The sequence below is a fragment of the bacterium 336/3 genome (assembly GCA_001281695.1).
GTDB lineage: Bacteria > Bacteroidota > Bacteroidia > Cytophagales > Thermonemataceae > Raineya.
In genome coordinates this window covers 4,063,784-4,077,303 of sequence record LJIE01000001.1, presented here as the reverse complement: position 1 = coordinate 4,077,303, position 13,520 = coordinate 4,063,784, and the positions used below count along the sequence as shown (strand labels likewise).

Sequence of the window (13,520 nt, the reverse complement as noted above, 5' to 3'; positions counted from 1 at the left end):
ATACTATTGTTTAAAAAATAATTTCACAATTTGGCAAAAGCATCTTGATTTCAGAAATGTTATCAATATGATTGTATTCTAAATGCAAACGTCGCAGATTTTTTAGTTCTCCAATTTCTACTGGGAGATTTGTAATAAAATTACTACTCAATCGTAATTTTATCAGGTTTTTGAGTTTTCTAATCTCTTTTGGTACTTCTTGGATTATGTTATTGCGTAAATCCAATTCCTGTAAATTTTTGAGTTCAGTAATTTCTACTGGAACTTCTTGAATGCGAGTGTTTTCTAAACTTAAATATAGCAAGTTTTTAAGCTTTACGATTTCTTTGGGCAATTCTTCTATAAGATTTACAAATAAGCATAGTGTTTTTAGATTTGTAAGTTCGCCAATTTCTTTTGGAATCTCTTGAATTTCGTTACAACCTAAAAATAATAATTGTAAATTCTTCAATTCAAAAACTCCTGTAGGAATATGTTGGATTTGATTTTCCTCTAAATTTAAGGTGTGTAGATTTTTGAGCAAGCTAACCCCCTTTGGAATATTTGTAATATGTTTATGATTTAAATCTAATTCCTGAATTTCCAACAAAGGCATTTTTAAATCCAAAACTTCATTTGCCAATAAAAAGTCTATCAACTCTGTGGTATTTTTGTTGTATTCAAAACCAAAATGACTTTCAAATTCCTCTTTGTAGTGTTGAAATTGCAGGAAAGCTAATGCCCTATTTTGTTCATCTTTGCTTTCTAAAAGCAAAAGAAGGTTTTGAAACTCTGGTATCATGGATTATAAAAAATGATTTCAATTTTTATAGCTAAAAATACAACCAATGCCATTTAACTTTATCTATTTTATTAAATTCTAAAGCAGGAGCAGGTAAACGAATAGTGCCTAAAGTCCAAAAAACTTTCTTCAAGAATTTACTTCTTGTTCTGATGTTGGGTAAATGAATATCAAAACTCAAATAATATTGACGATAAGAGCTGTATCCATTCAGATTATTTTCAGGTTCTCTAGCAAATACCATTCTGTTGGCACCTGTACCCACAGCCAAATTGAGCCAGCGTGGGAATTTTTCTTTTCTTAAAAAATGGTGTAAATCTACAGATAACCAATAAGTTTGACCATTATAATCTTTAAGCAACTGTTCTCTCAAGTTTTTACCTAAAACATTAGGACGAAATTGTGCATAAGGGCTTTGCTGAAATGAGTATTTGAAATGAATGTGTGGCTCATTCCAAATCTGGTGTTGTCCCCACCAAAGCAACCCACCCGAAAAGTTAGCCACCACATCGCCCCAAGAAGCCCCATATTCAGCCGAGAAACCATCAAAAATCTCAATGGGTGTCATCATGAGTTGGCTGGTGATCGCTCCCCACAGCACAGCATTTTTGGGTTTTAAGCCAGACCATCTGAAAAGCTCTGTACTCAACCTACTAACGTGATAAGCTGAATAAGCATGCCCGATTTTATCAATTTGTCGCCATTGAGCATTGTCATTAAAAAAATGAAAGGAGGTTCTGGGACTGTTTTTATACCAAAGCTCATTTAAACCAACTAAAGTTCCACTATACAATACTGTGGAAGTACCAACTACCCAAAATAATCGTTTTTTGTTGAGGGTATCTTTGTGGGTAGTAGAATCTTGTTGAGCATATAAAGTATTAGAAAACACAAACAAAAACACAAATAAAAGAGTTGTGGTTAAAATCTGTATTTTTTTTCTGTGCATTTTCATAGTCTTGTTCTAACTTTACGACTGCTAATCTACCTAAAAATCTTCAAAAATATATGAGCTTACTATTAACCAATTGTCAAATTGTAAACGAAAATAAAATTTCGCAAGCTGACATCCTGATTAAAAACGGACGAATTGAAAAAATTGCTCCTCAAATTGCTGCTTCTGAAGCTCAAAAAGTTTTGGATTTGAGTGGAAAAATGGTGTTACCTGGGGTGATAGATGACCAAGTACATTTCAGAGAACCAGGGCTTACACACAAGGCAACTATCTACTCCGAAGCCAAGGCTGCTGTGGCAGGTGGAGTAACAAGCTTCATGGAAATGCCCAATACTGTACCCAATGCCCTCACGCAAGAACTTTTAGCAGATAAATATGCCATTGGAGCAAGAACATCTCTTGCCAATTATTCATTTTATATGGGTGTATCGAATGATAATTTGGAGGAGGTACTCAAAACCAACAGAAGAGATGTGTGTGGAATTAAGATTTTTATGGGAAGTTCTACAGGAAATATGCTTGTGGATAATGCCAGTATTTTAGAGAAGGTTTTTAGCCAAACGCCTATGCTTATTGCCACTCATTGCGAAGATGAAGCAACTATCAAGGCTCAAGTGGCTATTTATAAAGAACGTTTTGGAGATGATGTTCCTGCGTATTGTCATCCCGAAATCAGAGATGAAGTAGCTTGTCTCAAATCTTCTTCGTTTGCAGCAGAATTAGCTAAAAAATACAAAACTCGTTTACACATTTTGCATATTTCAAGTTCTGAAGAAATTAAGGTGTTTCAAAATGATATTCCTTTGAAGCAGAAACATATTACTTCGGAGGTGTGTGTACACCATTTGTGGTTTAATAAAAATGATTATGAACGTTTGGGACATAATATTAAATGTAACCCTGCCATCAAAGATGCTAGACATCAGCCCTTGTTGTTTCAGGCTCTTTTAGACGACCATTTTGATGTAATAGCCACTGACCATGCTCCTCATACTGCTCAAGAAAAATCTCAAAAATACTGGCAAGCACCTGCTGGTCTGCCACTTATCCAGCATCCGTTGCTTATGATGCTCGATTTCTACAAACAGGGCAAAATTTCTTTAGAGAAAATTGTACAAAAAATGGCCCATAATGTGGCTATCTGCTTTAAAATTGAGAATAGAGGCTACATCAGAGAAGGATACTGGGCAGATTTGGCAGTAGTAGATTTGAACACGCCTTTACAGGTAAATAAAAGTAATATTTTATACCAGTGTGGCTGGTCGCCTCTGGAGGGGCATACTTTTGGAGCAAGTATTTATGCTACAATTGTCTCAGGGCATTTGGCATACCACAATGGTGTTTTTGATGAAAGCAAAAAAGGCGAAAGAATGTTGTTTGAGAGGTAAAAAAGTAAGGCTGAGAATTTTCTCAGCCTTGTTTTTTATGGAGTATATTCCCAAAAATCGTATATGTTATAATAGGGTTGAGGGCTTCCTATAGGGGTTTTAGCAGTTCCACCAAATATATACCCTTTCCCATTTATGCTAAATGAACCAGCCCAAATACGAGCTATACTAGGAAAATCAGTTTTACGAATCCAAGTATCTGTTGTGGTGTTGTATTCCCAGAAATCTTTGAGAAAACCAGCCCCAATATTATCTCTTTGTTCCCCACAACCCATAAAACCTCTATTACCAATAGTAAAAGCAAATGCATCACCTCTTTTTGTACCAGGAAAATCAGATTTTTTACGCCAAGTATTATCTTCGGGGGTGTACTCCCATGTATCTTGAGTACCTTCTAAGGCTGTTATATATGCTTTTCCATTGCTTATAAAATTAATACCTCTTCTTGTGTAACCTACTGGAAAATTTGCTTTACGTATCCACTGATTTGTAATTGGGTCATATTCCCAAAAACTAGTAATAGATTCTGGTGGTACAGTTGAATCACCTAAACCGACATATCCTTTATTTCCAATAGAAAAAGCAATAGGAATGTTTCTACATGAACCTGCAAAACTTGTTTTTTGAATCCATAAATTAGTATCAATATTATATTCCCAAAAACTGCCTACATTATTACAGTTTCCTGCGATTATTTCTTTGTTTCCTACATATAATTTATTACCAATTAAAAAACTAAAAGTATGCCAAGAAGCCAAAGAAGTTGGAAGAGATGTTTCTTCTTCCCAAATATTTGAAACAGGAGTATATTCCATTATTTTACTTTGAGTGACTATATATCCTTTTCCATTATATTCATAGAATATGTTCATATGAGTTATACTGGCTAATGGGATATTTGTTAAATTATCATTTTTCAACACCCATTTATCTTGGATAACTCTAAACTCTGTTGGACTATTGGCTACATTAGAAGCATCCGTACTTACAGAAATTAAACCTGTAGTAGCTCCTATGGGTACAATAGCTTTAAGTTGGGTCGTATTTGCCTCAACAACAATGGAAGACTCTCCATTAAATTTTACTACATTTTGAGAAAGCAGATTACTGAAGTTTTCTCCTACAATAGTAATGGTATCACCTATTTTTCCCTCAATAGGAGAAAAACTTGTAACAACTGGAGGTAGTATGGGTTCATCTAACTCTTCAGGGGTATTTTTTACACAAGAAAATACCCCCATACCCATCCAAATGAAAACAAAAACTTTTTTTAGAGTTTTCATAGAGAATTTATGTTTAGATTTTCAATTATTTCAAAACTCCCAACTCTTTGCCAACTTCGGTAAATGCTGCGATGGCTTTATCGAGGTGGTGTCTGTCGTGTCCTGCTGAGATTTGTACACGAATACGGGCTTGCCCTTTGGGTACAACAGGGTAGAAGAAACCAACCACATAAATACCTTTATCCAAAAGTTTTTCAGCCATTTTCTGAGCAAGTACAGCATCATAGAGCATAATAGGTACAATGGCATGTTCACCTGGTTTTATATCAAAACCTGCTTCTGTAATTTTGCTACGGAAATATTTGGTGTTTTCTTCAAGTTTATCTCTGAGGGTTGTCGTTTCAGAAAGCATATCCAATACAGCAATCGAAGCACCTACAATGGCAGGAGCAAGGGCATTCGAGAACAAATAAGGTCTTGAACGCTGGCGTAAAAGCTCAATCATTTCTTTTTTACCACTTGTAAAACCACCCATCGCTCCACCCAAAGCCTTACCCAAAGTACCTGTAATGATGTCAATTTTACCCATCACGCCTCTGTGTTCGTGTGTACCTCTGCCTGTTTTTCCCATAAAACCAGAAGCATGGCATTCGTCAATCATCACAAGGGCTTGGTATTTTTCGGCTAATTCTACAATTTTATCTAATTGGGCAATCGTTCCATCCATCGAGAAAACGCCATCTGTTACAATAATCTTGTTTCTTGTATTTTTAGCTTCTTGGAGTTTGGCTTCCAAATCTGCCATATCGTTATGTTTGTAACGGAAGCGTTGAGCTTTACAAAGTCTTACACCATCAATGATAGAAGCATGATTGAGTTCATCGGAAATAATAGCATCCTGTTCGTTGAACAAAGGCTCAAAAACACCTCCATTGGCATCGAAGGCAGCAGCATACAAAATGGTATCTTCTGTACCCAAAAACTCAGAAATCTTCTTTTCGAGGGTTTTATGAATATCTTGTGTTCCACAAATAAAACGAACAGATGACATTCCAAAACCATGAGAGTCAATGGCTGCTTTGGCTGCTTCAACTACTTTTGGGTGTGATGAAAGCCCCAAATAGTTGTTTGCACAAAAATTAATCACTTCTTTACCATTGGCTTCAATATCAGCTCCTTGTGGAGTAGTAATAATTCTTTCTTTTTTGAAAAGACCATTGTTTTCAATGTCTTGCAACTCTTGTGCTAAGGTACTTTGATTGGTGTACATATCAATAAGTGAGTTTAAATTTGCGTATGTCCGAAAGGCTTGTAAATATCAGAAAAATCATGTAAAAGACAAAATATCAGAAACTTTTGTAAATTGCATTAAACAAAACTACACTGAATTTATGAAATGGATTTACACCCTTTTCTTCGTTAGTTTATTGGGTACTTCTTTTGCCCAAACTTACGAAAATGCCTATGCCAAGACGCTTAAAAATTATCAATCGGGTAAGTACGACAAAGCTCTTGCAAGTTTAGAAAAAGAATTGAAAGAAAATACCAAAGAAAAATTGCCAGAATCGTGGTATTGGATTCTGAAATCTATGATTTATGAATCTCAAAAGAACTTTGTGGGATTTGAAAAATCTTTTTCGAAAATTAAGTTAGATGATAAAGAGCCTTATCTGGCAAGTATGACGGCTTTGCGTTATGCTGATATGCTCATGAAAGCTAATAAATACAAAGATGCCTCTTTGTTGCTAGAAAAGCCGATGAAACTTCCTGCTCAAGATTCTTTGTTACTCGCAGATGCACGTACTCGTTATGTGAAAATTTGTTTGGCAACAGGGAAACTCAATGAAGCAGAAAAACAAATTGCTTGGCTGATTCCTTTTTGGGAAAAAGCTCAGAATAAAAAAGTAAACTATTTGGGTAATAAAGAAAAAACCTCTAAAAATGATATCAATTACAGGGAGCAACAATTTGTTGAATTGCAAATAATTAAATTACAGATAATTGCAGAGAAAGGTGATTATCTGCTTGCAGATTCTTTGTTTAAAAAAGATGCTGAAAGAATTAAAAAACTGGCGGGAAAAAGTAGCCCTGAACTGGCTCAATATAATTTTTGGATAGCTCAAAACTACGAAAACCTTTCAGAACCTCAAAAGGCTATCCCATTTTATAAATTAGTTGCACAAAGCCTAAATCCTACTCACACACTTAGTTTAGAGGCACAACTGAAAGTTTTACAACTTCAAAAAAATAATAAAAAACTAAGCAGTTCGGAAGTTACAGATAAAGATGAACCTGATAATGATAAAGATGATGATACAGACACATTAGAAGTAAAACAAAATGTAGATACAACTATCACACAACCACTTGAAACAAAAGAGAAAAAAGATAAAATAGCTGCATTATTCCAAAAAACGATGGATAAATACTATCCTCAAAAAAATCATTATTACAGAATTAAAAAAGAATTTCAGGAAGCTGAAAATCTTTTTGTAGCCCAAAAATCAGATAAAGCCAAACCTGTTTTTCAAAATATTATCAGCCTTTCGGATAGCTTACTACCTCAAAAACACGCTTTACGTATAACAGGCTACGAATACTTATCTCAAATACATGATTTGAAAACAGAGCAAGACATCAGTCAAGCTGATGAAGAGTTAAAAGGAGCATATTTGGGGTATTTAGAAAATTTTGGAGAAGATGCTTTGAATACAAATCTGGCTCGTATTCGTTGGGCTGATTTCCAAATTTCTCATACATCGGCATTACCAGAAGTAAAAGAATATTATGCCAAAAAGCAGTATTTATTTTTTGTGGAAGAGTGGTTGCCATCACATAAAAATTATATTGAGGTAAACGACCATTTGCAACGTTATTTGGACATTACTGAAAGTTATGAAGAGGCGGGTAAATATCTTGCTTTTGTAGAAAATGAGATACTTAAAAGATATGGAGAAAAGGGAGCAGCTTTTGGAGAACACCTTCTGAAAAAAGCAGGCTTGTTGCTTAGAAAACATAATTATACTGAAGCAGAAGAAAACGCTCAAAAAGCAGGAGTTTTACTTCGTAAAAAATATGGAAAACGTTCAGTTCAGTATGCCAATGCTCTTTCCCTAAAAGCAAGAGTATATGCTAAAATGGGTTTGTACGAAGAATCTGAAGACCTTTTGCGTCAGGCAGGGCGTATTTATCAACGTAAAAAAGAAAAAGCACTTACTGAATCAACCAAATCAATGGAAGATTTAGCTCAGATTTATATGGTAAAAGCAGATTTTAAGAAAGCTGAAAATTTACTTCGTCAAGCCATTAACAATTATGAATTGCGTTATGGCAAAAAAACGCCTAAACTAATCGCACCACTCAATTTGTTAGCTAAACTGTATTTAATTCAAGGGAAATATGATGCAGTAGAGAAACAGATGAGAGTTTCGGAAGAAATCACAGAAAAAGTATATGGCAAGAATACACTCATTTATGCTGATTATTTGGAGCAAATGACAGAGTTTTATCAAAATGTATTTAGTTTATACAAAGCTGAAAAAGCACTTTTAGACATTTCTACTATCAAAAAAAATACACTTGGAGAAGAAAGTGTAGCCATGATTCCAACACTTACAAGTTTGGCAAATGTTAGGTTCTTGCTTAAAAAAACACCTAAAGAAGAAATTATAAACCTTTTAGAAAAAAGTAAAGAAATAGCTCTGAAAAAACTTGGAGAGAAACACCAACTTTATGCCGAAACACTCAAAAATTTGGCTGTTATCTATGCTGATGCAGATAGTTTGACAAAAGCAGATGCATTACTGGCACAAGCTTCTGCTATTTGGGTAGAAAAAACAAGTAAACGAAACATAGAAAAAGCTGAAATAGATTTATTGAGAGGTGATATTGCTCTTAAAAATAAGAAAAATACAGATGCTGAACGTTATTACACACAAGCAGGAGAAATTTACAAAAAAGCTTTTGATAAATCACATCCCTCTTTTGTAAAGGCTCAAAGCAAAATAGCCCGATTGGCATTTAGCAATCAGGATTATGCAAAAGCCAATCAAATTACACTTGAAAATCTTAAAAAATATCAGGGTTTTGTGCAAAGTTATTTCCCTGCTCTTAGCGAACAAGAAAAAGAACGTTACTGGCAAGAAATTCAAAGTGACTTTGAGTTCTTCCATAGTTTGGCTTTTGCTCAGGCAAAAACAAATCCAGAGCTTTTGGGAGAATTATACAACAATACTTTGGCAAACAAGGGTTTACTTTTAAAATACTCAAATAAACTTCGTCAGAGCATTAATCAAACAGAAAATGATTCTGTAAAGGTTGTTTATCAGCAATGGATTGACCAAAAAGAGGAATTAGCATCTTTGATGGCAAATGTAAAAGAAGAAGATAAAGAAGTCGAGAAATTAATTATATCAGTTGAAAAGCTTGAAAAACAGCTTCTTGAAAAATCTACAACGTTCAAAAATAGTTTCCAGAAAAATGTGGTAAAATGGCAAGATGTTCAGAAAAACCTGAAAAAAAATGAAGTGGCAGTAGAAATTGTACGTTTCAGATGGTTTGAAAATGGATTTACAGATTCGGTGCATTATGCAGCCTTAATTTTAACACCTAATACACAAAAAGCTCCTGAATATGTATTGTTATCCAATGGAAATGAATTAGAAAAAGAAGCTTTGAATTTTTATCGAAATTCCATTCGTTTCAAGAAAAATGATAAAAACTCTTACAATAAACTTTGGAAAAATATTGAAGAAAAAACAGGAAAAAACAAGAAAATTTATTTTTCTCCTGATGGTATTTACAATGAATTGAATGTAGCGACATTACTCAATGGAAAAGTATATGTTTTTGATTATCAGGATATTTGGTATTTAAGTTCAACAGAAGAATCTCTGAAGCCCGAATCGCCTATCAACAAAGAAAATCAAAGAGCATTTTTAGTAGGCAATCCAAGTTATTATTCCAAAATAAAAGGTTCAAAAGTGGTAGATTTGAAAGGTACAGAAAAAGAAGTAAAACAAATTGGAAATATTTTGAAAGGTAAAAAGATTGATTTTGAGCTCTTTACTGGTAAAGATGCTTCTGAACAAAAAGTAAAAAGTGTACAAAATCCTACTATTTTACATTTGGCTACACATGGTTTTTTTGAAGAAAATACACCCGAATCAGATGAATTTGGTTTACAGAAAAACCAAACAAGTCAGAATCCTTTATTGAGAGCAGGTTTGCTTCTAGAAGGAGCAGGAGATTTAATGGAGTCTGAAAAAACAGATTATCATACAAAAGAGGGCGTTTTGACAGCCTACGAAGTAATTGATTTACCTCTTTCCAAAACAGAATTGGTAATTATTTCGGCATGCGAAACAGGTGTAGGACAAAATAAAGTAGGAGAGGGCGTTTACGGTTTGCAACGTTCATTTATGATTGCAGGAGCTAAAACGGTTATTTTCAGTTTGTTTAAAGTAGATGATGAAGCCACAGCCAATATGATGATAGCATTTTATCAGAAATGGGCAAAAACAGGTAATAAACGAGAGGCTTTCAGAGAAGCTCAAAAAGTGATAAAACTCAAATATAAAAACCCATTGTATTGGGGAGCATTCAATATGATAGGGATGAACTAAAGTACAAAAAGCCAGCTAAAAGCTGGCTTTGTTGTTTTATAAAACTTAATTTTGTAAGATAGCTATAAATCAACATATTTATAAAAATATGGTCTATGCGAAAATCTCAATTATACACTTTTTATAATGAGAAAATGGTTTTGAAAGAGAGTGAAAAAAACTTTTCTAAATCGCCTCAAAAACCTAAGTGGTTTCTCGACTTCCTTGAAAAAAATGAACTTCTCAAATATCTTGAAATCCATCAAAACTTTGAGTCTTTCACAAAAGAAGAGTTTTATATAGCTCATACTCAGAATTATGTAGATAGTTTCTTTGTAGGTAAAAAGCCTTTGGCGGAAAGTAATAATTTGGAATGGTCACCTCAATTTGTAGAAACCGTTCAATACACCAATGCGAGTTTATATGAGGCAATTAAGTTTGCCTTAAAAAATCCAGAAAGTGTTTGTTTTAGTCCTGTGAGTGGTTTCCACCATGCTCAACCCATGTATGGTATGGGGTATTGTACTTTTTCAGGACAGGTGATAGCTTCTATAAAAATATTCAGGGAAACAGGTATGAAAGGAGCTTATATAGATTTAGACGGGCATTTTGGTAATAGTATTGAAGATTCTAGAAATTTTGTAGAAGATTTGAATGAGGCTATTCCCAAAGGTTTTGGAAATATCAATCCTTCTGGAAGCCACGAGAGATACATTGATAATTTTAAGAGAGAGTTGAACATTCTTGAAACAGCTATTTTAGAAGATCAAATTAACTATCTTGTTTTTTGTCATGGTGCTGATAGTCATGAAGATGATGATACTAGAGGACAATGTAATACGCAAGAATGGATAATGTGTGCTGAGATATTCTATGATTTTGTCAAGAAAATAGATGAAAAGCTGAACAAGTCTATTCCGCTTGTATTATGCTTGTTTGGAGGCTACCGTAAAGACGATTATGATTCAGTTTTGGGTTTACATGTCAAAGATTTAGTAATTTGTCTCAATACACTTTGTGGGCAAGAAATTAAATTTGAGCCTGTTTTGATGCCTAAGTAGATTGCTAATAATAACAAAATAATTTGTAGATAATTGAGAAAGCAATTATCTTTGCAACATAAAAGTGTATAACTATGAAACAGTTTTGTATTATTCTCGGCTTTGCCCGTCTTTTTCCACCCGATAGTTCAAACAAATAGTACCTTGTTTGAGCATTTCATTTTCTTTTAAGTAATTTTTATCACTGACAGATTTTAGCTGTTTCAGGCAAGGTATTTCATTTTTTCATCTCTATATGCTTATGGAGATGTATTTCCTATTTGAGATATTTAAACCTGAAAATCATGCGAAATGCACAAATATATACCTTCTACCATGAAAATATGGTATTGAAGAATAATGGGAAGAATGTGTCCAAATCTCCCCAAAAGCCTAAATTGTTACTGAACTTTCTTGAAAGAAACAAACTATCTGGGCATTTTACCATCAAAGACGATTTCAAACCCTTCTCACAAGAAGAGTTTTATTTAGCTCATACAAGAGAGTATGTAGATGGTTTCTTTGCAGGAAAACGTCTTTGGACTAAAAGTAGCAATCTGGACTGGTCGCCACAATTCGCCGAAACTATTCGATACACCAATGCCAGTTTGTATCATGCTATTAAATTTGCTTTGGAAAACCCAGAAAAAGTAACTTTTAACCCTGCTTGTGGTTTCCACCATGCCTTACCAGAGCATGGTTTGGGATATTGTACTTTTTCGGGGCAGGTAATTGCTTCTGTCAAAGTTTTTAGGGAAACTGGCAAACGAGGTGCTTATATAGACCTTGATGGGCATTTCGGAAACAGCATCGAAGATGCTCGAAAGTTTGTTTCTGATTTGAATTTGGCTATTCCCAAAGGAATTGGTAATATCAATCCTGAAGACAAACACCAAAAGTTTATCAGCAATTTAAGGCGTGAGTTGGGTTTGTTGAGAGATGCTATCAACGAAAAACGCATTGAATATGTGGTTTTTTGTCATGGAGCTGATAGCCATGAAGATGATGATACCAAAGGGCAGTGTACCACAGCCGAATGGATAGAATGTGCCCATATTGTCTATGACTTTGTCAAGAAATTGGATGAAAAGCGACAAAAACCTCTTCCCTTGATACTTGGTCTGTTTGGAGGCTATCGAAAAGATGATTACAATTCAGTTTTGGGCTTACATACCAAAAACTTGGTAACTTGCTTAAATACTCTTTGTGGACAGAATATAGTTTATGAGCCTGTTTTGAAGCCTAAAAAGAGATAGTCAATAAAAAAGCCAGCTAAAAGCTGGCTTTTTGTAGTTTAGTAATTTGCAATGATTGTTTCAATAATACTACAAGCTTCATCCATTTGGCTTTCAGTAATGATAAGAGGAGGAGCAAAACGAATTTTATCTCCATGAGTCGGTTTGGCAAGCAAACCGACTTCTTTCATAGCCAAACAAACATCCCAAGCTGTTTTTCCATCTTTTTCTTTGATATCAATGGCATTGAGCAAACCTTTTCCACGAACAGCTGATACTTTTTCAGGGTAACGTTGCATCAAAGCTCTCATTCTGCCTCTAAATATCTCACCCATTTTATCTGCATTCTCTATAAGTTTCTCATCCTTAATCACTTCTAAGGCAGCCATGGCTACAGCACAAGCAATTGGGTTACCGCCAAATGTAGAACCATGTTCACCAGGTTTGATACAAAGCATCACTTCATCATTTGCCAAAACTGCTGAAACAGGATAGGTTCCTCCAGAAAGAGCTTTTCCTAAAATAAGCATATCGGGTTGTACATTTTCATGATGAGAAGCAATCAGTTTTCCTGTTCTGCCTACACCAGTTTGTACTTCATCTACCATGAATAAAACATTATGTTTCTTACATAATTCGGCAGATTTAGCCAAATATCCATCATCTGGTACAAAAACTCCTGCTTCACCTTGAATAGGTTCTACCCAAAAACCACAAACATGAGGATTTTGGAGAGCTGTTTCAAGAGCTGTGATGTCATTATATTCAATTACTTGGAAACCATCCATAAAAGGACCAAAATCTTTGGTAGCAGTCTTGTCAGTAGAAGCAGAAATAATAGCAAGCGTTCTACCATGAAAATTGCGTTTTACAGCCAAAATAATGGCTTTGTTTTCAGGAATACCTTTTTTCTGATAACCCCATTTACGAGCTAACTTTAAAGCTGTTTCATTGGCTTCAGCACCAGAGTTCATCATCAGAACTTTGTCGTAACCAAAATATTCTGTGATATATTTTTCAAAAACGCCTAACTTGTCATTATGAAATGCTCTTGAAGTAAGGGTAAGTGTTTGAGCTTGCTCTATAAGAGCCTGAATAATACGAGGATGACAATGACCTTGATTGACAGCACTATATGCCGAAAGAAAATCGAAATAACGTTTTCCTTCTACATCCCAAAGAAAAACACCCTCTCCTTTAGAAAGCACCACAGGCAATGGGTGATAGTTGTGAGCTCCATAACGGTCTTCTAAAGCAATAGCCTCTTGTGTCGAAATGTGTGTAGTCGTTGTCAT

At 34.6% G+C, this 13,520-nt stretch carries 8 protein-coding genes and 1 pseudogene; 4 read left to right on the top strand and 5 right to left on the bottom strand.

Annotation, left to right across the window (positions count from 1 at the left end; all coding sequences use genetic code 11):
* Positions 1–10: 10 nt before the first annotated feature.
* A complete protein-coding gene (locus tag AD998_19085; GenBank protein ID KOY88283.1) occupies positions 11–709 on the bottom strand; it encodes a hypothetical protein in 699 nt (232 codons plus the stop codon).
* A gap of 103 nt (positions 710–812) precedes the next feature.
* A complete protein-coding gene (locus AD998_19080; protein KOY87959.1) occupies positions 813–1,736 on the bottom strand; it encodes a hypothetical protein in 924 nt (307 codons plus the stop codon).
* Positions 1,737–1,789: 53 nt separating this feature from the next.
* Between AD998_19080 and AD998_19075 the strand changes: the two genes are divergently transcribed.
* Positions 1,790–3,124: a dihydroorotase gene (locus AD998_19075; protein ID KOY87958.1), complete on the top strand. Its 1,335-nt coding sequence runs from the start codon at positions 1,790–1,792 to the stop codon at positions 3,122–3,124.
* Positions 3,125–3,210: 86 nt separating this feature from the next.
* Here AD998_19075 and AD998_19070 read toward each other — a convergent pair.
* Both AD998_19070 and AD998_19065 read right to left on the bottom strand, forming a co-directional pair.
* Positions 3,211–3,771 (bottom strand): annotated as a pseudogene (locus AD998_19070) (hypothetical protein).
* 661 nt (positions 3,772–4,432) lie between these two features.
* Complete coding sequence (locus tag AD998_19065; GenBank protein ID KOY87957.1) at positions 4,433–5,617, bottom strand: 2-amino-3-ketobutyrate CoA ligase; 1,185 nt, start codon at positions 5,615–5,617, stop codon at positions 4,433–4,435.
* 121 nt (positions 5,618–5,738) lie between these two features.
* Here AD998_19065 and AD998_19060 point away from each other — a divergent pair, with 121 nt between their 5' ends.
* From AD998_19060 to AD998_19050, 3 genes are all read left to right on the top strand, one after another.
* Complete coding sequence (locus AD998_19060; GenBank protein KOY87956.1) at positions 5,739–9,971, top strand: hypothetical protein; 4,233 nt, start codon at positions 5,739–5,741, stop codon at positions 9,969–9,971.
* 95 nt (positions 9,972–10,066) lie between these two features.
* The gene (locus tag AD998_19055; GenBank protein ID KOY87955.1) at positions 10,067–11,011 is read left to right on the top strand and encodes a hypothetical protein; all 945 of its coding nucleotides are present in this window, start codon (positions 10,067–10,069) and stop codon (positions 11,009–11,011) included.
* 284 nt (positions 11,012–11,295) lie between these two features.
* Positions 11,296–12,246 (top strand): hypothetical protein, encoded by a 951-nt coding sequence (locus AD998_19050; protein KOY87954.1) that lies wholly within the window; start codon positions 11,296–11,298, stop codon positions 12,244–12,246.
* A 38-nt stretch (positions 12,247–12,284) separates the two neighbouring features.
* Here the strand turns inward: AD998_19050 and rocD are convergent, their stop codons facing one another.
* Positions 12,285–13,520: an ornithine--oxo-acid aminotransferase gene (gene rocD / locus AD998_19045; GenBank protein KOY87953.1), complete on the bottom strand. Its 1,236-nt coding sequence runs from the start codon at positions 13,518–13,520 to the stop codon at positions 12,285–12,287.

Coding starts and splice junctions, on each gene's coding strand:
- AD998_19080 (KOY87959.1), bottom strand. CDS start 1,736: ATGAAAATGCACAGAAAAAAAATACAGATTTTAACCACAACTCTTTTA.
- AD998_19075 (KOY87958.1), top strand. CDS start 1,790: ATGAGCTTACTATTAACCAATTGTCAAATTGTAAACGAAAATAAAATT.
- AD998_19065 (KOY87957.1), bottom strand. CDS start 5,617: ATGTACACCAATCAAAGTACCTTAGCACAAGAGTTGCAAGACATTGAA.
- AD998_19060 (KOY87956.1), top strand. CDS start 5,739: ATGAAATGGATTTACACCCTTTTCTTCGTTAGTTTATTGGGTACTTCT.
- AD998_19055 (KOY87955.1), top strand. CDS start 10,067: ATGCGAAAATCTCAATTATACACTTTTTATAATGAGAAAATGGTTTTG.
- AD998_19050 (KOY87954.1), top strand. CDS start 11,296: ATGCGAAATGCACAAATATATACCTTCTACCATGAAAATATGGTATTG.
- rocD (KOY87953.1), bottom strand. CDS start 13,520: ATGACAACGACTACACACATTTCGACACAAGAGGCTATTGCTTTAGAA.